Consider the following 25,244-nt stretch of genomic DNA (forward strand, 5'->3'; position numbering starts at 1 on the left):
GGACTTCCATGTTCAGCACTGTTCTGGTCGCCAACCGTGGCGAGATCGCGGTCCGGGTCATCCGGACGCTGCGCGAGCTCGGCGTGCGGTCGGTAGCCGTCTTCAGCGACGCCGACGCGGACGCCCGGCACGTCCGCGAGGCGGACACAGCGGTACGGATCGGGCCCGCCCCGGCCGCCGAGAGCTATCTGTCGGTGGAGCGGCTGCTGGACGCCGCCCGCCGTACGGGTGCCGAGGCGGTCCACCCGGGCTACGGCTTCCTCGCCGAGAACGCGGGCTTCGCCCGGGCCTGCGCGGAGGCGGGACTGGTCTTCATCGGCCCGCCCGCCGAGGCGATCTCCTTGATGGGCGACAAGATCCGCGCCAAGGAGACCGTCGCCGCGGCGGGTGTCCCGGTCGTCCCGGGTTCCTCGGGGAGCGGGCTCACCGACGCACAACTGGCTTCAGCCGCACGGGAGATCGGGATGCCGGTCCTGCTGAAGCCGTCTGCGGGCGGTGGGGGCAAGGGCATGCGGCTGGTGCGCGACGAGTCGCTGCTGGCCGACGAGATCGCTGCGGCCCGGCGTGAGGCGCGCGCGTCCTTCGGGGACGACACGCTGCTCGTCGAGCGTTGGATCGACCGTCCGCGCCACATCGAGATCCAGGTCCTGGCCGACGGCCACGGCGACGTGGTGCATCTCGGCGAGCGCGAGTGCTCGCTCCAGCGCCGGCACCAGAAGATCATCGAGGAGGCGCCCTCGGTCCTGCTGGACGAGGAGACCCGTGCCGCGATGGGCGAGGCAGCCGTCCAGGCTGCACGCTCCTGCGGGTACGTCGGCGCGGGGACGGTCGAGTTCATCGTCCCGGGCAACAACCCCTCCTCGTACTACTTCATGGAGATGAACACCCGCCTCCAGGTCGAGCACCCGGTCACCGAGCTGATCACCGGCCTCGACCTGGTGGAGTGGCAGCTCCGGGTGGCCTCGGGTGTCCGGCTTCCCTGCTCCCAGGCCGACATCACACTCACCGGGCACGCAATCGAGGCCCGGGTCTGCGCCGAGGACCCGGCACGCGGCTTCCTGCCGTCCGGCGGCACGGTGCTGGCCCTGCACGAGCCGCAGGGCGGCGGGGTGCGCACGGACTCGGGGCTCAGCGAGGGCGTGCCGGTCGGCAGTACGTACGACCCGATGCTCTCGAAGGTCATCGCGTACGGCCCCGACCGGCCGACGGCGCTGGCCCGGCTCCGGGCGGCGCTCGCGGACACGGTGGTGCTGGGCGTCCCGACGAACGCCGGCTTCCTGCGGCGGCTGCTGGCCCACCCGGCGGTGGCCGCGGGCGAGCTGGACACCGGTCTGGTGGAGCGGGAGGCGGACGGCCTGGTCCCGGAGGGGGTGCCGGAGGAGGTGTACGCGGCGGCGGCGCTGCTGCGGCAGGCTCCGGCAGCCCCGGCCGGCTGGGTCGATCCGTTCTCGGTGCCGAGCGGCTGGCGGCTGGGCGGCACACCCGCGGAGACCTTCCACCACTTCCGCGTACCGGGCCACGACCCGGTGCGGGTGGGTCTTCGTGCGGGGGCGGAGGGCACGGCCGCGCTGACGTTCGGCCACGCCGGGGACCGGGAGGAGGCCGCCGACGCGTGCGGCCCGATGCCGTCGCCGCGCGGCGCCGGGCCGGCCAGGCTCGTCGAGGCGTCCGGACGGAGGGTCGTCGTCGAGGTCGACGGTCTGACCCACACGTTCGGCCTGGCCGCGTCCCCGCACGGGGTCTGGCTCGGCCGGGACGGGGACACCTGGCACGTGCAGGACCACGACCCGGTGGAGGCGTCCCTCGGCGGCGCGGGCCGCTCGGGCGTGGACACGCTCGCCGCGCCCATGCCCGGCACGGTCACGGTGGTGAAGGTGGCGGTCGGGGACGAGGTCGCGGCGGGGCAGAGTCTGCTGGTCGTCGAGGCGATGAAGATGGAGCACGTCATCTCCGCCCCGCACTCGGGCACCGTCACCGAGCTGGACGTCACCGCCGGTGCCACGGTCGCCATGGACCAGATCCTGGCCGTGGTGGCCCCGAAGGAGGAAGCGTGAGCGACACCGGACTGCCCATGACGGTTCCCGTGCCGGGGCTGCCGGACCGGGTCCGCATCCACGAGGTCGGCGCCCGGGACGGACTGCAGAACGAGAAGTCCGTCGTACCGACCGAGGTCAAGGCGGAGTTCGTCCGCCGGCTCGCGGAGGCCGGGCTCACCACCATCGAGGCGACCAGCTTCGTCCACCCGAAGTGGGTGCCCCAGCTGGCGGACGCGGAGCAGTTGTTCCCGATGCTCGCGGACATCGCGGAGATCGGGGACGTGACGCTCCCGGTCCTCGTGCCGAACGAGCGCGGCCTGGACCGGGCGCTGGCGCTCGGTGCCCGCCGGATCGCCGTGTTCGGTTCGGCGACCGAGACGTTCGCCTCGAAGAACCTCAACCGCACGGTGGACGAGTCGCTCCGCATGTTCGAGCCGGTCGTGGCCCGCGCCAAGGATGCCGGGGTGCATGTGCGCGGCTATCTGTCGATGTGTTTCGGCGACCCCTGGGAGGGTGCCGTACCCGTCGCCCAGGTCGTCCGGGTCGCGAAGGCGCTGATGGACCTCGGCTGTGACGAGCTCTCGCTGGGCGACACGATCGGCGTCGCCACCCCGGGCCATGTCATGGAGCTGCTGTCCGCGCTGAACGGGACGGGAATCCCCACCGGCACGATCGGGGTGCACTTCCACGACACGTACGGCCAGGCGCTCTCCAACACCCTGGCCGCGCTCCAGCACGGGGTGACGACGGTGGACGCCTCGGCGGGCGGCCTCGGCGGCTGCCCGTACGCGAAGAGCGCTACCGGAAACCTCGCCACCGAGGATCTCGTGTGGATGCTCGACGGTCTCGGTGTCCACACCGGGGTCGATCTCGGCGCACTCACCGCCACGAGCGTGTGGATGGCCGAACAGCTGGGCCGCCCGAGCCCGTCCCGTACCGTCCGCGCGCTGTCCCACAAGGAGTGAAGCACCCATGTCCCTTGACCACCGGCTGACCGCCGAACACGAGGAACTGCGCCGCACCGTCGAGGAGTTCGCACACGATGTGATCGCCCCGAAGATCGGCGACTTCTACGAACGCCATGAGTTCCCGTACGAGATCGTGCGGGAGATGGGGCGGATGGGCCTCTTCGGGCTGCCCTTCCCGGAGGAGTACGGCGGTATGGGCGGTGACTACCTCGCCCTCGGGATCGCCCTGGAGGAGCTGGCGCGGGTCGACTCGTCCGTGGCGATCACGCTGGAGGCCGGGGTCTCGCTCGGCGCCATGCCGGTCTACCGCTTCGGGACCGAGGAGCAGAAGCAGCGCTGGCTGCCGAGGCTCTGCTCGGGCGAGGCACTCGGCGCGTTCGGGCTGACGGAGCCGGACGGCGGCTCGGACGCGGGCGGCACGCGCACGACGGCCGTGCTGGACGAGGCCACCGGCGAGTGGGTGATCAACGGCTCGAAGTGCTTCATCACCAACTCCGGTACGGACATCACGGAGCTGGTCACGGTCACGGCGGTCACCGGCCGCAAGGAGAACGGCGCCCCGCGCATCTCCGCGATCATCGTCCCGTCCGGCACCCCGGGCTTCACGGTGGCCGCCCCGTACTCGAAGGTCGGCTGGAACGCCTCCGACACCCGCGAGCTGTCCTTCTCCGACGTACGCGTCCCGGCGGCGAACCTGCTGGGCGAGGAGGGCCGCGGGTACGCCCAGTTCCTGCGGATCCTGGACGAGGGCCGCATCGCCATCTCGGCGCTGTCCACGGGCCTGGCACAGGGGTGTGTGGACGAGTCGCTGAAGTACGCGAAGGAGCGGCACGCCTTCGGAAAGCCGATCGGCGCCAACCAGGCCATCCAGTTCAAGATCGCGGACATGGAGACGCGGGCGCACATGGCCCGCATCGGCTGGCGCGACGCGGCCTCGCGGCTGCTGGCGGGCGAGCCGTTCAAGAAGGAGGCGGCGATCGCGAAGCTGTACTCGTCGACGGTGGCGGTGGACAACGCCCGCGAGGCGACGCAGATCCACGGCGGCTACGGCTTCATGAACGAGTACCCGGTGGCCCGGATGTGGCGCGACTCCAAGATCCTGGAGATCGGCGAGGGCACGAGCGAGGTCCAGCGGATGCTGATCGCCCGGGAGCTGGGCATGGACGCCTGACGGACGGGCCTGACCGCTCCGCCCCGGCATCGGGATGCTGCGCCCGCAGCCGGTCACCGGCTGGCATCGGACGCCGCGAATGCCGCCTTCCCCTGGTCCACGGGAAGGCGGCATTTCCGTGCGCGGATAACGGAACGGCCGCTCCCCCTTGCCCTCCCCGCCTGCGACATGTGAGGTTAGGCTAGCCTTCCCTCGAACCGTCAGCGGGCGCCCTGGGGCGCGTACGAAAGCAGATCCACTCATGTCCAGTGTCCGGACCAGCTCACTCTCCCGCCGCGGCCTGCTGGCCGCCGGTGGCGCCGTAGGCCTCGGTGCCGTTCTCGCGGCCTGCGGCGACGGCGACGAGAAGGGCACCGCCTCCGGTCCGGGTGCGGAGAAATCCGGCCCCTGGTCCTTCAAGGACGACCGCGGGCAGACGGCCGAGGCCGATTCCGCGCCGAAGAACATAGTCGCGTTCGTCGGTGTCGCCGCCGCGCTCCATGACTACGGCGTCGAGGTCAAGGGCGTCTTCGGCCCGACGAAGACCACCGACGGCAAGGCCGACGTGCAGGCCGGCGACCTCGACATCAGCAAGGTCGAGGTGCTCGGCAACGTCTGGGGCGAGTTCAACGTGGAGAAGTACGCCGGTCTCGCACCGGAACTCCTCGTCACCGCCATGTGGGAGAAGGACGCTCTCTGGTACGTGCCGGACCAGTCCAAGGACAAGATCCTCAAGCTGGCTCCGAGCGTCGCCCTGTGGGCCGCGCAGACCACGATCCCGAAGGCCATCCAGCGGCACGAGGACCTCGCCGCCTCCCTCGGCGCGGACGTGAAGGCCAAGAAGGTCACCGACGCCAAGGCCGCGTTCGAGAAGGCGGCGGCCCGGCTTCGCGCCGCCGCCAAGTCCCAGCCGAACATCAAGGTACTGGTCGGCTCGGCCAGCCAGGACCTGTTCTACGTGTCCCTCGCCAAGACGTCCGCCGACACCCTCTACTTCCAGGAGCTCGGCGTGCAGTTCGTCGAGCCGAAGGTCAACGAGGCGGGCTTCTTCGAGGAGTTGAGCTGGGAGAACATCGACAAGTACGACGCCGACATCATCATGATGGACAACCGCTCCTCGGCCCTGCAGCCCGGCGCCCTGACCTCGAAGCCCACCTGGGCCGGGCTGCCCGCCGTCAAGGCCGGCCAGGTCATCCCCCGGACGGCGGAGCCCATCTACTCCTACGACAAGTGCGCGCCGATCCTCGACTCCCTCGCCGAGGCCATCGAGAAGGCCAAGAAGGTCAGCTGACCTCCGGGCCACGGCCCGGGCAGGGCGGCCCCCGGGCCTGACAGCCACCTCGTCCGGGCCCGGCTGAACGGTACCCATTTCAACCAAACCGTTCAGTCGGTTACGCGCGACGGGATGGCTGCCCGTACTCCCCCGCACCCCGGCGGCACGACGACGGGGCGGCCGGAGCGCACTCTTCCCGCGCGGCACCGCACCGGGTCTCCGCCGGACCGGCCCCGCCCCGGCAGGCGGCACAGGCACGGCCGGCATCTCCCGCCACTGACTGGCTGGAACCGCGCACCCGCGCACCCAGGAACCGACCACCGCGGCGCAGCCCGCCCTGGCCGGTTTCCGGGCTGTCGGCCCCGGGACCACCCGGAGGCACCCTCCGCTTCGCCGTCGGTCACGGGCGACTCCGCCCCGGAGTCGACGGGCATCGCGCTCAGACCCCCGCGGCCGCGACCGTAATCCGGCCGGTCCGGACGTCCTCCCGACGCGTTCTCGCCACCTTTGACGCCGGGCACCAGACTCGAAGTAACGGGCATTTAAGACATACACACCCCATCGAGTGAGATACCTGCCCGATTTCGGGCAGATTTCTTGCGTATCGGCACCGGTCCACGCAATATCGACGAGTGCTCGAACGCCGCCAGACGCATGACGACCTCATCGACCACCTCGTACGCTCCACCGCGCTCCAGCGCGGCGAGGCCGCCAGGGTGATCCTCGACGTGCTGGCTTACTTCGACGAGACGACCGAGGACTTCGTCCGGCGCCGCCACCGCGAACTGCAGGCGGGCGGCCTGGTGAACACGGAGATCTTCGAGCGGATCGCGGCCGAGCTGCCGCACCGCGCGGTGGCACCGCAGGAGCTCTCGCTCCGCCAGCTGCGCCGCATCGTCTACGGCTGAGCGGGACAGGCGGGCCGGGCACGGAACTTTTGTACGTCGATGGAGGGCAGAAACCCATGTGCGGGATCGTCGGTTACATCGGGAAGCGTGACGTGGCTCCACTGCTGCTGGAGGGCCTGCAGCGGCTGGAGTACCGGGGTTACGACTCCGCGGGCATCGTCATCACGGGCAAGGCCGCGGCGGGCAGGCCGGGTGTGCTCAAGATGGTCAAGGCCAAGGGCCGGGTCCGCGAGCTGGAGGCCCGCGTGCCCAAGCGGTTCGCCGGCACCACCGGCATCGCCCACACCCGCTGGGCCACCCACGGCGCCCCGAGCGACGAGAACGCGCACCCGCACCTGGACGCGGAGAACAAGGTCGCCGTCGTCCACAACGGCATCATCGACAACGCCTCCGAGCTCCGCGCGAAGCTCGTCGCCGACGGGACCGTCTTCCTCTCGGAGACCGACACCGAGGTGCTCGTCCACCTGATCGCCCGGGCCCAGGCCACCACCCTGGAGGAGAAGGTCCGCGAGGCGCTGAAGTCCGTCGAGGGCACGTACGGCATCGCCGTCCTGCACTCGGACTTCAACGACCGCATCGTCGTCGCCCGCAACGGCTCCCCGGTCGTGCTCGGCATCGGCGAGAAGGAGATGTTCGTCGCCTCCGACGTGGCCGCCCTGGTCGCACACACCCGCCAGATCGTCACCCTGGACGACGGCGAGATGGCCACCCTCAAGGCCGACGACTTCCGTACGTACACCACCGAGGGCTCGACCACGACGGCCACGCCGACCACCGTGGAGTGGGAGGCCGAGTCGTACGACATGGGCGGCCACGACACGTACATGCACAAGGAGATCTCCGAGCAGGCCGACGCCGTGGACCGCGTGCTGCGCGGCCGCATCGACGACCGCTTCTCCACCGTGCACCTGGGCGGCCTGAACCTGGACGCCCGCGAGGCCCGCGGGGTCCGCCGGATCAAGATCCTCGGCTGCGGAACCTCGTACCACGCGGGCATGATCGGCGCCGGGCTCATCGAGGAGCTGGCCCGTATCCCCGCCGACGCGGAGCCCGCGTCCGAGTTCCGCTACCGCAACCCGGTCGTGGACCCCGACACCCTGTACGTCGCCGTCTCGCAGTCCGGTGAGACCTACGACGTGCTGGCCGCGGTGCAGGAGCTCAAGCGCAAGGGCGCACGCGTCCTGGGCGTCGTGAACGTCGTTGGCTCGGCGATCGCCCGCGAGGCGGACGGCGGCATGTACGTCCACGCGGGCCCCGAGGTCTGCGTCGTCTCCACCAAGTGCTTCACCAACACCGTGGTCGCCTTCGCGCTGCTCGCCCTGCACCTGGGCCGCATCCGGGACCTGTCGGTCTCCGACGGCAAGCGGATCATCGAGGGCCTGCGCAAGCTGCCCGAGCAGATCGGCCGGATCCTCGAGTCGGAGGATGAGATCAAGAAGCTGGCCGAGGAGTACGCGGGCGCACAGTCGATGATGTTCATCGGCCGTGTCCGGGGCTACCCCGTCGCGCTGGAGGCCTCCCTGAAGCTCAAGGAGATCTCCTACATCCACGCCGAGGCCTACCCGGCGTCCGAGCTCAAGCACGGCCCTCTCGCGCTCATCGAGCCGGCGCTCCCCACGGTCGCGATCGTCCCGGACGACGACCTGCTGGAGAAGAACCGCGCCGCGCTGGAGGAGATCAAGGCCCGCAGCGGCCGCATCCTCGCCGTGGCCCACCGCGAGCAGGAGAAGGCCGACCACACGATCCTCGTCCCGAAGAACGAGAACGAGCTGGACCCGATCCTGATGGGCATCCCGCTGCAGCTGTTCGCGTACCACACGGCGCTGGCCATGGGCCGTGACATCGACAAGCCGCGCAACCTGGCGAAGTCGGTCACCGTCGAGTAGCAACCGGGCGGCAGACGCCGCGCCGGTCCGCCCTGAGCACCGGACACGAGGCCCCTGACGTCACGTCAGGGGCTTTGTGCGTAGAGGGAGATGGTTCCCGGCGGGGCAGGAGGTTGCTGCGCGGGCGGGCGGGCGTTTCCACGTGCGGGCGTTTCCACGTGCGGGGGATTTCGTGTGCGGGGGAACTCGCGTGTCAGGGGATGACGATGACCGGGCGCTGGGCACGGCGCGCGAGACGGCCCGCCACTGATCCGAAGATCCGGCCCACGATGCCGTGCGTCGAACCGACCACGATGGCGTCGGCCGAATACTCCCGGCCGACCTCCTCCAGCTCGTGGCAGATGTCCCCACCACGCTCCACGAGCACCCAGGGCACCTCGGCGAGGTACTCCGCGCATGCGAGCTCGAGACCGAGGACCTCGGTGCGGTGATCGGGCACATCGACGAAGACGGGCGGCTCACAGCCCGCCCAGACCGTGGTCGGAAGCCGGTTGGCCACATGGACGATGATCAGTCCCGAGCTGTGCCGGTGCGCCATGCCGATGGCGTACGCGAGGGCCCGCTCGCTGGACATCGAGCCGTCGAAGCCGACCACAACGCCGTGACGGAAGGCCGGATCGCAGGAAGGGCGCGACTCTTCGACCGTCAGGGGCTCCGACCCGGGGTCGGCTACCTGCTTGCGGTCTGCGGGTTCAGGGATTTCGTGACCGGCCATCGATGTCTCGGCGAAGAGAGTCCTCGTGAGGAGAGCGGTTTGGAGGTGTGTCTGCGAGCGGTGAAGCAGTGTCCGGGAAACATCTTCCCAACCCCCTACCCCCAAGGGTACGGCGCCACTCCTCCACTGCCCAGTCCTCGCACGGCGCAGGCGGCGATGGAGGGAGCATGCCGGAGACAGCCCCTGTATGGCAATGCCGGTTGTGTCCTACATCCAGCTCGTGGAGGCTCTGACGGGTTCCGGTCAGAGCCGTCGGCCGGCTCTCGCGGCGGCCCGGACAGGACGGCCGAATGTGCCACCCACCCCTCCACTCCCGGACCGTCACACCCCGCCATCGGCCGACTGCGGATCGTCCACATCCCCTGCCCCCGACGCCCTGAGGCACACGGAGGCTTCTTGGATCAGGGGGCGTACGCCGGTCACATGACTGGAATGCGCGCGCACAACCATCGGTTTTCAGCCAACTTCGCCTCCACCCGCTTTTCTTGGCCTCCGGGCCGCCCAACCCACGTGCCACCAGGCAGGAATAGACCGCGCGGTACGCTTTGACCCTATGGGGACGCGCCATGATCGCGATGCGCACTTCCCTGTGGGGCCTGCGAGTGGAACGCTTCGTGATCGAACGCTTCGCGCCAGGTTGCCTTGTCGACTTAGTGCCGGTGGGGGAACGTGTCACGCCGGCACCACGGGACGCAGTAGATTCGATCATGAGTGTCGAGGACTGGGGACGCGTGCGAGACCGAGGGGAAACGTGCAGGTGCGACAGGCCCGTAGGGACCAGGAAGACGCGAACACCGAGGGGGGCTTAGCGTCATGAGCCAGGACTCCGCCACCGCAACGGAGGCCGCACGCAAACTGACCGGGCGGCGGCGCCGGGAAGTCGTAGCCGTACTGCTGTTCAGCGGCGGCCCTATCTTCGAGAGCTCCATTCCGCTCTCAGTTTTCGGAATCGACCGGCAGGACGCGGGAGTTCCGCGCTACCGCCTGCTGGTCTGCGGGGGTGAGGAAGGACCGCTGCGCACCACCGGCGGGCTCGAACTCAGCACGCCGTACGGCCTGGAGGCGATCAGCAGGGCCGGCACCGTCGTGGTGCCCGCCTGGCGGTCCATCACCTCCCCGCCGCCCGCAGAGGCCCTGGACGCGCTGCGCCGCGCCCATGAGGAGGGTGCCCGCATCGTCGGACTCTGCACGGGGGCCTTCGTCCTCGCGGCAGCCGGCCTGCTGGACGGCCGCCCGGCCACCACGCACTGGATGTACGCGCCGACGCTGGCCAAGCGCTATCCGTCGGTGCACGTCGATCCGCGTGAGCTCTTCGTCGACGACGGCGATGTGCTCACCTCGGCCGGGACCGCGGCCGGAATCGATCTGTGCCTCCACATAGTCCGTACCGACCACGGCACCGAGGCGGCGGGGGCGCTGGCCCGCCGGCTCGTCGTACCGCCGCGGCGCAGTGGCGGTCAGGAGCGCTATCTCGACAGGTCTTTACCTGAGGAGATCGGCTCCGATCCGCTCGCCGAGGTCGTGGCCTGGGCGCTGGAGCATCTCCACGAGCAGTTCGACGTGGAGACGCTGGCCGCGCGCGCCTACATGAGCCGGCGGACCTTCGACCGCAGGTTCCGCTCGCTCACGGGCAGCGCACCGCTCCAGTGGCTCATCACCCAGCGCGTGCTGCAGGCACAGCGGCTGCTGGAGACCTCCGACTACTCGGTCGACGAGGTCGCGGGCCGCTGCGGCTTCCGTTCGCCCGTCGCGCTGCGCGGGCACTTCCGCCGCCAGCTGGGCTCCTCCCCCGCCGCGTACAGGGCCGCCTACCGGGCCCGCCGTCCGCAGGTCGGGGCGCTGGAGGTCACCACGGTGCTGGAGGCGTCCGTGCCCGCCCAGGGCACGGCATCGAGCCGGCGGGCCGCTGCGGCGTCCTCGGCCGGCCCGTCCCAGGTCACCGCGACGGCTGCTCCCGGCGGCCCCGCGGAGCGCTTCGGACCGGTTCCCGAGGCGTACGCTCCCGGGCGCCCGGCCCTGCCGGGGCCGCGCAGCGCACCGTAGGGTGGGGCTCATGAACGACCGCATGGTGTGGATCGACTGCGAGATGACCGGGCTCTCGCTGACGGACGACGCACTCATCGAGGTGGCCGCACTGGTCACCGACTCGGAACTGAACGTGCTCGGCGAAGGGGTGGACATCGTGATCCGCCCGCCGGACGCGGCCCTGGAGACCATGCCCGAGGTGGTGCGGCAGATGCACACCGCCTCGGGTCTCCTCGACGAGCTGGCCGGGGGCACGACCCTGGCCGACGCGGAGGAGCGGGTCCTGGCGTACATCCGCGAGCACGTGAAGGAGCCGGGCAAGGCCCCGCTGTGCGGAAACTCGGTCGGCACCGACCGGGGCTTCCTCGCGCGGGACATGCAGTCGCTGGAGGGCTACCTCCACTACCGGATCGTCGATGTGTCCTCGGTCAAGGAGCTGGCGCGCCGCTGGTACCCGAGGGCGTACTTCAACAGTCCGGACAAGAACGGCAACCACCGGGCACTGGCCGACATCCGCGACTCCATCACCGAGCTGCGCTACTACCGGGACGCGGTCTTCGTGCCGCAGCCCGGCCCCGACTCGGCGCGCGCCAAGGAGATCGCGGCACGCCACACGCCGGCCACCGGAGCGTAGGCGCACCACCCCTGGTCACGGGCCCCCCGGGGCCCGTGCACCAGCCCCGGAGAACTCGGGCGCGAGCACCCGCTCGGACCCTGTACACTTTTTCTCGGCCGGTCAGGAAAGCGACCGGGCGACATGGTGGGTATAGCTCAGCTGGCAGAGCACCTGGTTGTGGTCCAGGATGTCGCGGGTTCAAGTCCCGTTACTCACCCTGAATGATCAGCCCCTGACCTGGGACAACAGGTCGGGGGCTGAGTCTTTTCCGAAACGCGGACATGCGCCGCCCGCCACTTCCACGGCTCCGTACCCGTCTCCTCGCCGACGGGCCCGGACGGACCTGGGGCCGCCGGCGAAGGCGCCCCCTCTCCCCCCACGGGCCGCTCCGGCTCGGTGACACCCGCCACACGAGATCCCGCCCCGCATGGCGAGCCCCGCACGGGGCATCCGGCTTCACGGTCCCTGCCGCACCGTCCCCCGACGCGACAGGGACCACTTGTGTCCGTGTGATGTCTGCCGGGTGCGCTGCGTGCCGAAAATCCGCAGCTGTGTGGAAGGCGTGAGGAAGCTTCATGCATACGTTCGGATCCCACGGGCACCCGCAGTGGAGCCCCGCCGAAAGAGCCAGACAGAAAGCCCCGACGAAGCGCGGCAGGTGAAACAGATGACGACGACCGGAAACACCAAGAACGATCAGAGCAGCAGTGGCGGTGACCGCCGGGTCGGTGTCTCCACGGCGATGAAGAACGCAGCCGTGCAGCTTGCCGAACTCCTTCAGCGAGAACCCGATTCGGTGTCTTCGCTGAATGCGACGGACGACGGCTGGACGGCGGATGTGGAAGTCATCGAGATCGAGAAGATCCCGGACACCATGAGCGTGATGGCCTCGTATCGCGTGAGGCTCGACACCCAGGGGCAACTCGTGGGTTACGAACGAATCAGACGGTATTCGCGAGGACAGGTCGACCGCTGAGGTCGAACTGCCCGCCGATCACCGAGCCCGTAGAAAAACCACTCATTGGAAGGACGACCGACCATGAGTCTCGTTCAGCAGAGCAACGCCTCCGGCAGTGGGGGCGGATCCGGAAATCTCTACGACGTTCTTGAGCTCATTCTCGACAGGGGGCTCGTCATCGACGCCTTCGTTCGTGTCTCGCTCGTCGGAATCGAGATCCTCAAGATCGACGTACGTGTCGTCGTGGCCAGCGTGGATACGTATCTGCGTTTCGCCGAGGCGTGCAACCGGCTGGACCTGGAGTCCGGCCGCAAGGCTCCCGCCCAGCTCACCGACATAGTCGGGGACACGATGGAGAGCGGCGCCAAGGGCAAGTCGAAGGGCGCCCTGACCGGCGCGGTCGAAGCCTTCACGGACTCCTTCCAGGGCGGCCGTGACGGCTCCGACGACGAGGAGAAGGAGAAGCGGCCGGCGCGCAAGAGCTCCGCTTCGAGCAGCAGCCGCCGGACGAGCCGGCGGGGGGAGGAATAGACCGTGTCGACCTACATCTACGCCATCACCGCGGCCGATCACCCGCTGCGGCTGGACGGCCTGTCCGGTGTCGGGGAGTCGGCGTCGGAGCTGCGCACCCTGACATCGGGGAAGCTCGCCGCCGTGGTCAGCGACACCCCGCCCGAACTGCGGGCCAAGCGACGTGATCTCGTCGCGCACCAGAGCGTGCTGGAGAGGCTGATGGCCGACGGCGCGGCCCTCCCCATGCGCTTCGGCCTGGTGGGGCCGGACGACGAGCAGGTACGTGCCGCGCTGGAGCAGGGCAAGGACACCTACACGGCCCGCCTCTCCGAACTGGACGGCCGGCTCGAGTACAACGTGAAGGTATCGCGCGACGAGGAAAGCCTGCTCCGGGAAATTCTCGCGGAATCGCCGGAGGCCCGGCAGCTCAGCGAGTACACCCGTCGGAATCCGGCGGCCCAGGACAAGAAGATGGCCCTCGGCGAACTCGTGTCGCGCGAAGTCCAGGCCAGGCAGGAAACGTTGGGAAGGGAAGTGGCGAACGCGCTGGCGTCCGCTGCGGAACGGGTCTCCGAGGGAGAACCCACGAAGACCCATTTCCTGAACGTGTCCTACCTCGTGCAGCGGGACGAGGCGGCCGCCTTCTCGCAGGCGGTCCACGAAGAGGCCGAGCGCAGGGGGGACGAATACGAGTTCGCTCTCAACGGCCCCCTCCCGCCCTACAGCTTCGTCTGACGTAAAGCCCTCGCAGAGGGGAGATGCCCGGGCATGGGTCTCATTTCGCAACTGCTCACCCTTCCACTGGCCCCGGTTCGCGGGTCGGTGTGGGTTCTCGACCAGGTGGTGCTGGCCGCCGAACGCGAGCACTACGACCCGGGAGCAGCGCGCACGCGACTGGCCGAGCTGGAGCGTGAACTGCTGAGCGGAAACATCGACGAAGAAGAATTCGACCGGCGCGAGGACGAATTGCTGGACTGGCTCGCCGAGTGCGAGGAATACCAGAAACGTTTGAACGACAATTCCTGATAGCGGGAGATCGAGGTGCTTCACAGATGACCGGCAATGCCAAGATAGGCGCGGCCCTGGTGGGCGGATACCTGCTGGGACGCACGAAGAAGGCCAAGCTGGCGATCGGCTTCGGCATGTTCCTGGCGGGCAAGAAGCTGAGCCTGGACCCGAAGCAGCTGGGCAGGATGCTGGCCGACTCACCGGTCCTCGGCAGCCTCAACGACCAGGTCCGCAAGGAGCTGGTGGGCGCGACCAGGACGGCCGCCACCAACGCCCTCACGCAGCGCGCCACCGGCCTCGCCGACTCCCTGCACAAGCGCACCCTCGAACTCGACGACCCCTCCGGCGCACAGTCGCGGGACACACGCGAGGAAGACGACGCGGACGCCACGGAGGACGAGGACCGCGACGCCCGGGACGACGAGGGCGGGGCGGACGACGAGGGCGCGGAGGAGAAGCCGGCCCGTCGCCGCACGACGGCGGCGAAGAGGACGGCCAAGTCCACGGGAGGCACCGCCGGCGGCGCCCGGAAGAAGGCCGCTCCGGCCACCCGTAAGGCAGCCTCCGGAGCCCGCAGGACGACTTCGTCGAAGTCGTCGGGCGCACGCCGGAACGGGGGTGGCAGCAATGCCTGACACCGCTTTCAGCAGGCTCAAGGACGACGTGGCGAAGAATCCCGCCACCGACCGTCTCAAGGAAGAGCTGCAGAACTACCTCTCGGCACGGGCGCAGCACGCGGTCACGAGCCTCGGCCACAAGCTCGGTGAAGGGGTCGGCAGGCTCGCGGACGGCAAGGAGGCCCCCAGCGGGGCCGTGAAGAGCCTCGCCAAGGGCGGCAAGGCACTCAGCGAGGGCAAGTCGCCCGCCCAGGCCGCCGTCAGCGCCGGTGCCTCCCATCTCAAGGAGACCGTCAAGGACAAGGTCAAGGGATTGTTCGGCAAGGGGCGCAAGAGCGGCGGCGGCAAGTCGAAGAGCGTCACGATCTCCGAGGACATCGACGTCGGTGTGCCGCTGCGTGAGGCGTACGACCAGTGGACGCAGTTCCAGGAGTTCAGCACCTTCGCCAAGGGTGTCGTGAGTGTCGAGAAGTCCGACGACACCAGCAGCAACTGGAAGGTGAAGGTCGCCAAGTCCACGCGCAGCTGGAAGGCGAACGTCACCGAGCAGATCCCGGACGAACGGATCACCTGGACCACCGAAGGTGCCAAGGGGACGGTCAAGGGGGTGGTGACCTTCCACGCCATCACCGACGACCTGACGCGGGTGCTGCTCGTTCTCGAGTACTTCCCCAAGGGGCTGTTCGAGAAGACCGGCAACATCTGGCGTGCCCAGGGCCGCCGGGCCAGGCTCGATCTGAAGCTCTACCGCAAGTTCATCATGATGCGCGGCGAGGCGACCGACGGCTGGCGCGGTGAGATCCGCGACGGCGAGGTCGTCATGGATCACGACGAGGCCGTCGAGAAGGAGGAGGCGCGCTCCGAGGCGGAGGAGCCGGAGTCCGACGCCGACGAGGTGGACCCCGAGGAGTCCGAGAACGCCGACGAGGCCGACGAGGCAGACGAGGCAGACGACGACGAACTCGCCGACGGGGAGGACGAGGAGCCCGCCGCGGAGTACGACGACGAGGACGGCGACGAGGACGGCGACGAGGACGAGGAACTCCGCCCGGAGGAAGAGGACTACGAGGACGAGGACGACGAGGATGCGGAGGAGGAGCCCCTTGACGAGGACCAGGACGAGGACGAGGACGAGCCGGCCCCCCGTGCCCGTCGCCGTACCGCCTCCGCACGTGGCTGAGATGCTCCGCCTACAGCACGGATGGGACTGATCCGAAGTGTCCGATTCACTGGCCGGCCGTATGGGTGCCTCTTCGGCGGCGTCCCCGTACGGACAGCAGCAGTCCTCCGCGAATCTGGCCGACATCCTCGAACGCGTGCTGGACAAGGGCGTCGTCATCGCGGGTGACATCCAGATCAACCTGCTCGACATCGAACTCCTGACGATCAAGCTGCGGTTGCTGGTCGCTTCCGTGGACAAGGCCAAGGAGATGGGCATCGACTGGTGGGAGCACGATCCTTCGCTCTCCTCCCGGGCCCGCACCGAGCGGCCGGAGGCGCGCGGCGCCTCCCGGGACGATGCGGCAGGCAGTCAGGTGGAAGCGGAGAACGCCCGTCTGCGGGCCGAGATAGCCGAGCTGAGGGCCGCCGTGGGGCTGCCTGCCGCCGGGTCCGGCCAGGAATCGCTGCCCGGCCGGCCCGGGGTGGAGCACGCGGAAGGTGAGGAATCGAAGTGACTGCGGAAATGGACCCGGCGACGGACGGTGCGATGTCCTACGTCTACGCCGTCGGCCGCGCGGGAACGCCGGTCGAGACGGCGCTCGCGGGGCGGCAGGGCCTGGAGGGCACCCCTCTGCGGACGGTCCGTGCCGGGGACCTCGTGGCCCTGGTCTCGTCGGTTCCCTCCGCCTCGTACGGGGCGGAGGGCGTGCAGGCGCAGATGGAGGATCTCGGCCGCCTCGAAGTGCTGGCCCGTACCCACCACGCGGTCGTCGAGGCGGCCTACGAGCACGCCACCGTGCTGCCCATGCGCCTGGCGACGGTCTATCTCGGCGACGGACGCGTACGGGAGATGCTCGGGGAACGCGAACCGGAGTTCTCCGCCCTGCTCGCCCGCCTCGAAGGTCATGTCGAACTCGGCGTCAAGGTCTACGCGGACCCGCGTGAGGCCGTCGCGGTGAGCAGCCGGGAGGCGGAGGCGGACACGACGGACCGTCCGGGGCGGGCCTACCTGCAGCGGCGCCGTGCCCAGCAGCAGAACCACCGTGCGACCTACCGGGCAGCGGGTGCGGTGGCCGCCGGGGTGTCCGACCGGGTGGCCGGCATCGCCGAGGCGCACGTCACGCACCGCCCGCAGCAGGGAGAACTCACCGAGGCGGCGGGCGAGAACATCGTCAACGATGCCTACCTGGTCCATGGCACCCGGGCCGGGGCGTTCCGCGCGGCTCTCGCGGGGCTCGGCGACGACGTGCCGGGCGTACGCGTCGAGATCACCGGCCCCTGGGCGCCGTACTCCTTCGCGACGCCGCCCGAGGCGGGCGGCGGGGAGCCGCGATGAACGACGGACTGAGCGCGGCCGTGCCCGGCGCGAATCCATCGAGTCCCTGGCCGGGCGCCAGGTGGCACTCGTCGACCTGCTGGACCGTCTGCTGAACGGCGGAGCGGTGCTCACGGGCGACCTGGTCCTCTCCATCGCCGAGGTCGACCTGGTGCACATCAATCTGAGGGCTGTGATCCGGTCGATCACGTCGGACGAACCGTCGCCGTGGTGAGGACCGTACGCAGGTCCCGGCACAGCAGCCGCTGATGAACGAGGAGCAGTCCATGGCCGAGGAAGTACGGGGAACGGAATCGCGCCCGCAGGCGGCGAACCTCGAGGAGGTCGCCCGGGCGGCGGCCCGCGCCTTCGACCTCGTGCCCGCGGGGCCCGAGGAGCAGAGCACGCGCAGCGGACTCGCCCAGCGGCTGGAGACCGACCCGGACACGGTGGAACGCGATCTCATCAAACTGGTCCTGACGATCGTCGAACTCCTGCGTCAGCTCATGGAGCGCACCGCTCTGCACCGGGTCGACGTCGGTGATCTGCGTGAGGACCAGGAGGAACGCATCGGGATGACGCTGATGATCCTTCAGGACCGGATGTCGGAGCTCTGCGAGCGCTACGACCTCACCATGGAGGACCTCAACTTGGATCTGGGCCCGCTGGGTTCACTGCTTCCGCGCAATTGAGGGCGAGTTCCGCAACTCCGTTTCGAGCCGCACAGAGAGGTAACACGAACACCATGACTGCAGAGAACGAAGAAACCAGCAACGTGAACGCTTCTGCGGCGAAGGCCCGTACGGGCGCGAGGACGGCCGCCGCCAAGTCCGGCGCGTCGGCCGCGTCCTCGAAGGCCAAGTCCTCGGCGAAGGAGGCCAAGTCGTCGGCCGGGGAAGCCAAGTCGTCGGCCCGGAACGCGGCCGAGTCGGCAGGCACCGGTGTGCGGTCGGCCGGTCTGGCCACGAAGCGGACCGCGGCCGCCGGCTGGGACACCGGCCGGCAGGCCGTCGTGGACACCGCGGGCAAGGTCACCTCGACCGTGGGCACCGCGTGGACGGTCGTCAAGCACCGCAAGGCCATAGCCGTGGGCACCGCAGCGGGCGTCGGTGGCCTCGTGGGTGGCGCGTTCGCCCTGGGCCGCCAGACGGCCAAGGCCCATGCCGGGCCGATCACCCGTCTCACCGGCGGCCGGATCTGACCGGGCCGCGCGACGCACCGCACCACTGGAGGGCCGGCTGATCCAAGCCGGCCCTCCTTTCATGACCCGGTGCCCGAACGCCTCAGGACGACTCCCGCACCACCAGCTCCGTGGGCAGCACGATCCTCGGGCGTTCCTCGGTGCCGTCGCCCGAGGAACGGTTCGCGATCTCCTGGAGCAGGACGCGGGTCATCGTGCGGCCCATCTCCTCGATCGGCTGGCGCACGCTCGTCAGGGGCGGGTCCATGTGGCGGGCCACCGCGGAGTCGTCGAAGCCGACCAGTGCCACGTCGTCCGGGATGCGGCGGCCGGACTCCCGCAGGACCTGACGGGCGCCCGCCGCCATCACGTCGGAGGCGGCGAAGACCGCGTCCACGTCGGGGCGGCGCTCCAGCAGCTCCCGCATCGCGCGGGCGCCGCCCTCCTCGCTGAAGTCGGCGGGCGCGATCAGCCGCTCGTCGGGGTCGAGCCCGGCCGCGGCGACGGCCTTGCGGTAGCCGTCCAGCCGGCGCTGGGCGCCGTAGACGTCCAGGCGGCCGGTGATCGTGGCGATGGAGCGGCGGCCGCGCGCGATGAGGTGGTCGACGGCCGCCCGGGCACCCTCGAAGTTGTCGGAGTCGACGGAGGGCAGTGTCTCCGCCGCGTGCCTGCGGCCGCTGATCACCGAGGGCATGCCGAGCTGCTCGAGGAGGTCCGGCAGCGGATCGTCGGCGTGGACGGAGACCAGGAGCACCCCGTCGACCCGGTGCGCGGTCAGGTACTGGGCCAGCCGGCGCCGCTCGCGGTCGTTGCCCGCGAGGGTCAGCAGCAGCTGCATCTCGGTGTCGGCGAGGGCGGCCCCGACGCCCCGCACTATGTCGGAGAAGTACGGCTCGGCGAAGAACCGCGTCTCGGACTCGGGGACGACGAGCGCGATGGCGTCCGTGCGGTTGCCCGCGAGCGCGCGGGCCGCGCGGTTGGGTACGTATCCCAGCTCGGCGACGGCAGCCTCGACGGCCTCCCTGGTCTGTGCGCTGACCCGTGGCGAGCCGTTGATGACGCGTGAGGCCGTGCCCCGCCCCACTCCGGCCCGGGCCGCTACCTCTTCGAGCGTGGGCCGCCCGCCACTCCGTACTCGCGCTGCCGCCATGGCTGCCTCCCGTTCGCGGTCAATTTCTCACAGCGCCCTGGCCAAACCAAGTCCCGCTGTCCGATCCCCTGACACTCGTACGGACCCGCCGGCCCTCCCAGCGCCACAACTCTTGGGAGCGCTCCCAAGCGTACGGGTCCGGATGTCGGACACATGGGGCGGGCCACTCCGGGGCGGGCACAGAACAGCGGGGCCGGGTGGTGTGCACCGGGCCCCGCTGTCGTTACCGGTCGGTTCAGACGGTGCCGGCCGGCGGCAGTGCGTGGCGGCGGATCACGTCGGAGTACCAGTGCGCGCTCGTCTTGGGGATGCGGCGCTGGGACGCGTAGTCGACGTACACCGCACCGAAGCGCTTCGAATAGCCGTACGCCCACTCGAAGTTGTCCATCAGCGACCAGAGGAAGTAGCCGCGCACATCCGCGCCGTCGGCGACCGCCCGCTGCACGGCGTCGAGGTGCCCATGCAGATAGGCGACGCGCTCCGGGTCCTCCACCCTGCCCTCGGGCGAGACGTAGTCGTCGAAGGCGGCACCGTTCTCGGTGACCATGAGAGGGAGGCCCGGGTGGTCCCGGTGGGTGTCCATGAGGAGGTTGTAGAGCCCGTCGGGGTCGATCGGCCAGTCCATCGCGGTGCGCTCCTTCCCCTCGGCGAGGTGGAAGGCGACGTGCTCGGAACCGGGCCACGGGGAGTGGTCGCTGGCACCGTGGGCGTCGCTGCGCGCGTAGTCGGCGCCTGCCACCGGGGTGGAGACCAGCGTCGGCGTGTAGTAGTTGATGCCGAGGGCGTCGACGGGGCGGGAGATGGTGGCGAGGTCGCCGTCCCTGACCAGCTTCGACCAGTCCACCAGGTGCGAGGTGTCGGCGATCAGGTCCTCGGGGTACTCCCCGCGCAGCATCGGACCGGTGAAGACACGGTTGCCGACGGCGTCGATGCGGCGGGCGGCGTCCGCGTCGGCCTCACTGCCGGTGAGCGGGCGGACCTGGTGGAGGTTGAGGGTGACCGAGGTCTGCGCGGCAGCGGGGAGTTGGTCGCGCAGAACCTCGATCGCCCGGCCATGGGCGAGGTTGAGGTGATGGGCCGCCTGCAGCGCCGCTGCGGGCTCGGTGCGGCCGGGGGCGTGCACGCCCGAGCCGTAGCCGAGATAGGCCGAGCACCACGGCTCGTTGAGGGTGGTCCACATGCCGACGCGGTCGCCGAGGGCGCCCGAGACGATGGCTGCGTAGTCGGCGAAGCGGTCGGCGGTGACGCGCTCGGGCCAGCCGCCGGCGTCCTCCAGCTCCTGGGGCAGGTCCCAGTGGTAGAGGGTGGCGACGGGCATGATGCCGGCGTCCAGCAGCTCGTCGACGAGCTTGCGGTAGAAGTCCAGACCCCGCTCGACGGCCGGGCCCCGGCCGGTGGGCTGGACCCGGGACCAGGATACGGAGAAGCGGTACGCCTTCAGCCCGAGCCGCTTCATGAGCGCGACGTCGTCGCGGTAGCGGTGGTAGTGGTCGGCGGCGATGTCACCGGTGTCACCGTTGCGGACCTTGCCGGGCGTGCGGCTGAAGGTGTCCCAGATGGACGGCGTGCGGCCGTCCTCGGCGGCGGCGCCCTCGATCTGGTAGGAGGCGGTCGCCGCGCCCCAGATGAAGCCCGTGGGGAACTGCGTCCCGGGCGCCTGCTTCGGGGTGATGTCGGGTCGTACGGCAGTCATACGGGAGCGCTCCCATGGATGGAGGGGCAGGACGGGAAGTGCGGTGGCCCCCGGCTCCGTACGGCCTGTCGTCAGGTACAGGCCGTACGGATCGGCGGAGGCCGGACCGGGGACGGAGCAGCGGACCGGGACCGGACCGGAGGGAACAGCGGGGCCTGGGTCAGCCCTTGACGGCGCCGGACATGATTCCCCCGACGATCTGCTTGCCGAAGATCACGAAGACGACGAGCAGCGGCAGGGTGCTGATCAGCGCGCCCGCCATGACGATGCTCTGGTCGGGCACATAGGACGCGCTCAGCTGGCCGAGTGCCACCTGGAGCGTGGGGTTCTCCTGGTTCAGCGCGAGGTAGGGCCAGAAGAAGTCGTTCCAGGCCTGGACGAAGGTGAGCATGCCGAGCACCATCATCGCCGGGCGGGCGACCGGAAGCACGATGCTCCACACGATGCGGAGGTTGTTCGCCCCGTCCACCCTGCCCGCCTCGATGAGCTCGTACGGCAGGGCCTCCAGGAGGTACTGCCGCATGAAGAACACGCCGAACGCGCTCACCAGGGTCGGGAAGATCACCGATTCGAGCTGACCGCCCCAGCCGATGTCCGACATCATCATGAACAGCGGCACGACGCTGAGCTGCGGGGGAATGGTCAGCGTGGCGATGACCATCGTCATCAGCACGCCGCGGCCCTTGAAGCGCATCTTGGCGAAGGCGTAGCCGGCCAGGGTGCAGAAGAACAGGGTCGCCAGGGTGATGCTGGAGGACACGATCACCGTGTTGACGATGGCCTTGCCGAGGTTGGCCTGCTCCCAGGCCGCCTCGAGGTTGTCGAACAGGTTGCCGCCCGGGATGAGCGGCGGCGTGGTGTCCAGGATCTCGTCCTGGGTGCGGGACGCGGCGACGAGCGTCCAGTAGAGCGGGAACAGCGAGCCGAGCCCGACGACGACGAGTGCGAAGTAGGCGAAGGGGCCGGCGTGGTGCTGGCGGCCGGCTCCGGGCTTGAAGCGGCGGCGGCGCGGGGGCTCACCACTGACCGGGGCCTTGGAGACCCGTCGGCGGTCCGGAGCGGTGACGGTGCTGGTGGTGGTCATGGATATCGCTCCCCGTCAGGCCGCGGTCTTGCGCACGAAGCGCCCGACGAGCCAGTTGATCGCGGCAATGAGCAGCAGCAGGACGAGCATGGCCCAGGCGACCGCGGCGGCCTTGCCGAGGTGTCCGAGGTTCCAGCCGTAGTTGTAGAGGTAGATGCTGAGCGTCTCGTACTGGTTCTCGGTGCCGCCCGTCGCGCCGTTGGTGCCGCCCTCCAGCAGGAGGGGTTCCCCGAAGAGCTGCATCGAGCCGATGGTCGAGATGACGATCGTGAAGAGGATCGTCGGCCGCAGCGCCGGGATCGTCACATTGCGGAACTGCTGCCAGCGCGAGGCACCGTCGAGCGAGGCGGCCTCGTACAGATCGGACGGGACGGCCTGCATGGCGGCGAGGTAGATCAGCGTGTTGTAACCCGTCCAACGCCAGATCACGATGATCGCGATGGCGATGTTGGACGTCCAGTGGCCGTTGACCCAGTTCGTCTCACCCGCGCCGAAGAACCCGAGCACCCAGTTCAGCAGACCTCCGTCCGCCCGGAACACCAGGGCGAAGACGAGGGCCGCGGAGGCCACCGAGGTCGCGTACGGGGTGAGGATCACCGTGCGCCAGAAGGTGCTGGCGCGCAGTTTGTAGTTCAGCAGGTGGGCCAGGCCCAGGGCGATCATCAGCTGTGGGACGGTCGAGATGACGCCGATGACGAACGTGTTGGTGACCGCGGTCCAGAACTCGGAGTCCTGCAGGATGGTGCTGAAGTTCTCCCAGCCCACCCACTCCATCTGGTCGAGGCCGGTCATCTCCACCTTGTGCAGGGCGATCCAGCCGGTGTAGACGAGCGGATACAGCCCGAAGGCGGCGAAGACGAGGAAGAACGGGGCGATGTAGGCGTACGGCGACGCCTTGTCGTCGAAGCGCCAGAGCCGGGTGCGCCACGCCTGGCGGCTGGGGGTCATGGGCTTCGGAGCGCGTCCGCCGCGCTGTGAGCCGTGCGCGCTCCGGTCGGGGGTCGTGATTGCCACGGGTGGGAGTCCTTCCCTGGGTGTGCCGACACCGCAGGGGCAGGCCGGACCTGTGTCAGGTCGGAGGCGGGTGTCGGAAGGTGCTCGGTGCCGGCGGGTGGACCGGCACCGGCGCGGGCGGCGGGGACGCGTGGAAGACGTCCCCGCCGCCCGCACCGGCGGATGATCAGCCGACGACCTTGTCGATGGCTTCGATGGCGGCGTCCCAGGCGGCGTCCGGCTTGGTGCCCCGCTGCTCCATGTTGTTGATCTGCTTGGAGAAGGTGTCCTTGATGTTGCCGTCCTTCGCGCCGAGTACGGCGGCGGGGATGGCGTTGGCCTCTTCGGCGTAGATCTCGCCGATGGGGGCGTTGTTGAAGTACTCCAGCTTGGCGGTCTTCACGTCAGGCAGGGCGTAGGCGCCCTTGTTCGACGGGAAGAGACCGGCGGCCTTGAACACGGCGGCCTGCTGCTCCGGCGCGGTCAGCCACTTGACGAGCTCGCCCGCCTCCTTGACGTGCTTGCCCTTGGCGGGCACGGAGAGGAAGGAACCGCCCCAGTTGGCCGCCGTGTCGCCCGGGGCACGGGTGATGTCCCACTTGCCCTTGTACTTGTCACCGGAGTATTCGGCGATCTGGGCGGCCATCCATGCGGGACAGGCCACGGTGGCCATGGTGCCCTGGCGCAGAGCGGCCTTCCACGGGTCCTGGAACTGGGCCAGTCCCTGGGTCAGCTTCTTGTCGACCGCCTCGGCCGCCAGCTTCCAGCCCTCCTTGACGCCGGCGCTCTCCTTGTAGATCGGGTCGCCGTTCTTCGCGTAGTACTGCTCCGAGTGGGAACTGACCACACCGTTGTACATGGCGCTGGCGGAGTCCATGTAGAAGGTGCCCTTGGGCGCCTTCTTCTTGTACTCCTCACCGAGCTTGAGGTAGTCCTCCCAGCCGCCGGCGAGCTTCGCGGCGACTTCCTCGCGGTCGCTGGGCAGCCCGGCCTGCTCGAAGAGGTCACGGCGGTAGCAGATGGACATGGGGCCGATGTCGGTGCCGGCGCCGATGACCTTGCCTTCGTCGGTGGTCGCCTGCAGCGCCTTCCAGTTCACCCACTGGTCGGTGTCGACCACCTTGGAGAGGTCGGCGAAGGCGTCCGCCTTGGTGTCGACGAGCTCCTTGGCGCGGCCGACCTCGATGCCGTGCACGTCGGCCAGACCGCTGCCCGTNNCGTTCGAGTCGGCCCCTTCCGAATCCGAGCCGGAATCGCCGCAGCCGGTCAGCAGCAGGGCGGCGGCCGTGAGGCCCGTGGTAGCCATGACGGCGGTTCTGCGGCTTCGACCTGCGACGGTGCGGGTGATGCGCATTCCACTACTCCTTGTTCCAGGGTGGGACTGGCGTTCAGCTGCTCGGCATACGCGCTGATGGGTGCGGGTGCCGGTGGTACGGAGAGGACATGGGCGGTGCCGTCCCCGTACGAGCGAAAAACCTCGTTCGATATGGGAGCGCTCCCATGCGCTGATGCCGGAAGATTGCTGCCTCAGGGGGGTGGGTGTCAAGACTTGAAGACGCTTCCGTTGCCCGAGTGTGTCCTGCAAGTCACGGGAACGTGTCCGACCGAGAGCTTGCGTTTACTTACGCGGCCTGCATGCGGTGGATACCGAAGTCTGAATTCCCCCAGCTCAGAGCGGTGTTGGGTGCAGTTCCGCCCCTTCCGCCCCGGTGGAGGCCGGTCACCGGGGCAGATTCGCGCGCCACGCCGGAAAGGGCGCCGCCGGCCTCCTGCCGTCCGGAGGCGACGCCGGAAGATGAAGGGGCCAGGGCCTCATGGGGTTGCACAGGGGGGCCACGGGGCGTTTCCGTGTTCTTTCCCCGAACTCCACTGCCCGGCGGGGAGGTTCCGCTTCTTTCCGTACGGGTGGGACGAGCGCGGACACGGCGTCCCCCTCCGCGCACCGAGGGGGCCCGAAGGGGGGCGCGCCCCGGCCGGATGTGGGGGGTGCGTGGG

At 69.7% G+C, this 25,244-nt stretch carries 25 protein-coding genes, 1 tRNA gene and 1 pseudogene; 20 read left to right on the forward strand and 7 right to left on the reverse strand.

Features of this window, described 5'->3' with window-relative positions; all coding sequences use genetic code 11:
- Positions 1-8 precede the first annotated feature (8 nt).
- From BFF76_RS14420 to glmS, 6 genes are all read left to right on the forward strand, one after another.
- Complete coding sequence (locus tag BFF76_RS14420) at positions 9-2,054, forward strand: acetyl-CoA carboxylase biotin carboxylase subunit (RefSeq protein ID WP_065848371.1); 2,046 nt, start codon at positions 9-11, stop codon at positions 2,052-2,054.
- A gap of 17 nt (positions 2,055-2,071) precedes the next feature.
- On the forward strand, positions 2,072-3,001 hold the full coding sequence (locus BFF76_RS14425) for a hydroxymethylglutaryl-CoA lyase (protein WP_031092207.1): 930 nt from the start codon (positions 2,072-2,074) through the stop codon (positions 2,999-3,001).
- A gap of 7 nt (positions 3,002-3,008) precedes the next feature.
- Positions 3,009-4,175 (forward strand): acyl-CoA dehydrogenase family protein, encoded by a 1,167-nt coding sequence (locus BFF76_RS14430; protein WP_065848372.1) that lies wholly within the window; start codon positions 3,009-3,011, stop codon positions 4,173-4,175.
- Between the two features lie 241 nt (positions 4,176-4,416).
- Positions 4,417-5,445, forward strand: a complete 1,029-nt coding sequence (locus BFF76_RS14435) for an ABC transporter substrate-binding protein (RefSeq protein WP_031092213.1) — start codon at positions 4,417-4,419, stop codon at positions 5,443-5,445.
- Positions 5,446-6,059: 614 nt separating this feature from the next.
- Entirely contained in the window at positions 6,060-6,335 is a 276-nt protein-coding gene (locus BFF76_RS14440; RefSeq protein ID WP_031092215.1) for a hypothetical protein, read from the forward strand.
- Between the two features lie 56 nt (positions 6,336-6,391).
- Complete coding sequence (gene glmS / locus BFF76_RS14445) at positions 6,392-8,221, forward strand: glutamine--fructose-6-phosphate transaminase (isomerizing) (protein WP_065848373.1); 1,830 nt, start codon at positions 6,392-6,394, stop codon at positions 8,219-8,221.
- Positions 8,222-8,414: 193 nt separating this feature from the next.
- On the opposite strand, the gene BFF76_RS14450 is transcribed toward glmS, so the two are convergent.
- Positions 8,415-8,936 carry a universal stress protein gene (locus tag BFF76_RS14450; RefSeq protein ID WP_053928654.1) on the reverse strand — a complete coding sequence of 174 codons (522 nt, stop codon included), beginning with the start codon at positions 8,934-8,936 and terminating at the stop codon, positions 8,415-8,417.
- Between the two features lie 813 nt (positions 8,937-9,749).
- On the opposite strand from BFF76_RS14450, the gene BFF76_RS14455 reads away from it, so the two are divergent.
- The 14 genes from BFF76_RS14455 (at position 9,750) to BFF76_RS14520 (ending at position 18,350) form a co-directional block, all read left to right on the forward strand.
- Positions 9,750-10,979, forward strand: coding sequence for a helix-turn-helix domain-containing protein (locus BFF76_RS14455; RefSeq protein ID WP_053928655.1), 1,230 nt, complete (start codon positions 9,750-9,752; stop codon positions 10,977-10,979).
- Positions 10,980-10,989: 10 nt separating this feature from the next.
- Positions 10,990-11,595, forward strand: coding sequence for an oligoribonuclease (orn, locus tag BFF76_RS14460; protein ID WP_031092222.1), 606 nt, complete (start codon positions 10,990-10,992; stop codon positions 11,593-11,595).
- A gap of 126 nt (positions 11,596-11,721) precedes the next feature.
- Positions 11,722-11,794: transfer RNA gene (locus tag BFF76_RS14465), tRNA-His, on the forward strand.
- 450 nt (positions 11,795-12,244) lie between these two features.
- On the forward strand, positions 12,245-12,553 hold the full coding sequence (locus tag BFF76_RS14470; RefSeq protein ID WP_031092224.1) for a gas vesicle protein GvpO: 309 nt from the start codon (positions 12,245-12,247) through the stop codon (positions 12,551-12,553).
- 63 nt (positions 12,554-12,616) lie between these two features.
- The gene (locus tag BFF76_RS14475; RefSeq protein ID WP_053928656.1) at positions 12,617-13,066 is read left to right on the forward strand and encodes a gas vesicle structural protein GvpA; all 450 of its coding nucleotides are present in this window, start codon (positions 12,617-12,619) and stop codon (positions 13,064-13,066) included.
- Positions 13,067-13,069: 3 nt separating this feature from the next.
- Positions 13,070-13,783 carry a GvpL/GvpF family gas vesicle protein gene (locus BFF76_RS14480; RefSeq protein ID WP_031092227.1) on the forward strand — a complete coding sequence of 238 codons (714 nt, stop codon included), beginning with the start codon at positions 13,070-13,072 and terminating at the stop codon, positions 13,781-13,783.
- Positions 13,784-13,816: 33 nt separating this feature from the next.
- Positions 13,817-14,074 (forward strand): gas vesicle protein GvpG, encoded by a 258-nt coding sequence (locus tag BFF76_RS14485; RefSeq protein WP_031092229.1) that lies wholly within the window; start codon positions 13,817-13,819, stop codon positions 14,072-14,074.
- A 26-nt stretch (positions 14,075-14,100) separates the two neighbouring features.
- Positions 14,101-14,691 (forward strand): hypothetical protein, encoded by a 591-nt coding sequence (locus BFF76_RS14490; RefSeq protein WP_065848374.1) that lies wholly within the window; start codon positions 14,101-14,103, stop codon positions 14,689-14,691.
- Entirely contained in the window at positions 14,684-15,853 is a 1,170-nt protein-coding gene (locus tag BFF76_RS14495) for an SRPBCC family protein (protein ID WP_065848375.1), read from the forward strand. Before BFF76_RS14490 ends, BFF76_RS14495 begins: the two co-directional genes overlap by 8 nt.
- Before the next feature lie 61 nt (positions 15,854-15,914).
- Positions 15,915-16,349 (forward strand): gas vesicle protein, encoded by a 435-nt coding sequence (locus tag BFF76_RS14500; RefSeq protein ID WP_078850560.1) that lies wholly within the window; start codon positions 15,915-15,917, stop codon positions 16,347-16,349.
- A complete protein-coding gene (locus tag BFF76_RS14505) occupies positions 16,346-17,170 on the forward strand; it encodes a GvpL/GvpF family gas vesicle protein (protein WP_234351761.1) in 825 nt (274 codons plus the stop codon). The genes BFF76_RS14500 and BFF76_RS14505 overlap by 4 nt, the downstream gene beginning before the upstream one ends.
- 37 nt (positions 17,171-17,207) lie before the next feature.
- On the forward strand, positions 17,208-17,384 hold the full coding sequence (locus BFF76_RS14510) for a gas vesicle protein (RefSeq protein WP_031092239.1): 177 nt from the start codon (positions 17,208-17,210) through the stop codon (positions 17,382-17,384).
- 52 nt (positions 17,385-17,436) lie between these two features.
- Entirely contained in the window at positions 17,437-17,841 is a 405-nt protein-coding gene (locus BFF76_RS14515; RefSeq protein WP_042836310.1) for a gas vesicle protein K, read from the forward strand.
- A 53-nt stretch (positions 17,842-17,894) separates the two neighbouring features.
- Positions 17,895-18,350: a hypothetical protein gene (locus BFF76_RS14520; protein ID WP_031092243.1), complete on the forward strand. Its 456-nt coding sequence runs from the start codon at positions 17,895-17,897 to the stop codon at positions 18,348-18,350.
- Positions 18,351-18,432: 82 nt separating this feature from the next.
- Here BFF76_RS14520 and BFF76_RS14525 read toward each other — a convergent pair whose 3' ends face one another.
- From BFF76_RS14525 to BFF76_RS33780, 6 genes and pseudogenes are all read right to left on the reverse strand, one after another.
- Positions 18,433-19,479: a LacI family DNA-binding transcriptional regulator gene (locus BFF76_RS14525; protein WP_053928659.1), complete on the reverse strand. Its 1,047-nt coding sequence runs from the start codon at positions 19,477-19,479 to the stop codon at positions 18,433-18,435.
- A gap of 235 nt (positions 19,480-19,714) precedes the next feature.
- On the reverse strand, positions 19,715-21,172 hold the full coding sequence (locus tag BFF76_RS14530) for a GH1 family beta-glucosidase (protein WP_031092246.1): 1,458 nt from the start codon (positions 21,170-21,172) through the stop codon (positions 19,715-19,717).
- 160 nt (positions 21,173-21,332) lie between these two features.
- Complete coding sequence (locus BFF76_RS14535) at positions 21,333-22,256, reverse strand: carbohydrate ABC transporter permease (RefSeq protein WP_031092248.1); 924 nt, start codon at positions 22,254-22,256, stop codon at positions 21,333-21,335.
- Between the two features lie 15 nt (positions 22,257-22,271).
- On the reverse strand, positions 22,272-23,270 hold the full coding sequence (locus tag BFF76_RS14540) for a carbohydrate ABC transporter permease (RefSeq protein ID WP_031092251.1): 999 nt from the start codon (positions 23,268-23,270) through the stop codon (positions 22,272-22,274).
- A gap of 166 nt (positions 23,271-23,436) precedes the next feature.
- On the reverse strand, positions 23,437-24,465 hold a 1,029-nt coding region (locus BFF76_RS14545; RefSeq protein ID WP_244167280.1), incomplete at its 5' end, for an ABC transporter substrate-binding protein.
- Positions 24,466-24,467: 2 nt separating this feature from the next.
- Positions 24,468-24,603, reverse strand: a pseudogene (locus tag BFF76_RS33780) (carbohydrate ABC transporter substrate-binding protein); the annotation flags it as partial.
- Positions 24,604-25,244: the final 641 nt, after the last annotated feature.

The organism is Streptomyces mutomycini, from assembly GCF_001700505.1.
GTDB classification, from domain to species: Bacteria; Actinomycetota; Actinomycetes; order Streptomycetales; family Streptomycetaceae; genus Streptomyces; species Streptomyces mutomycini.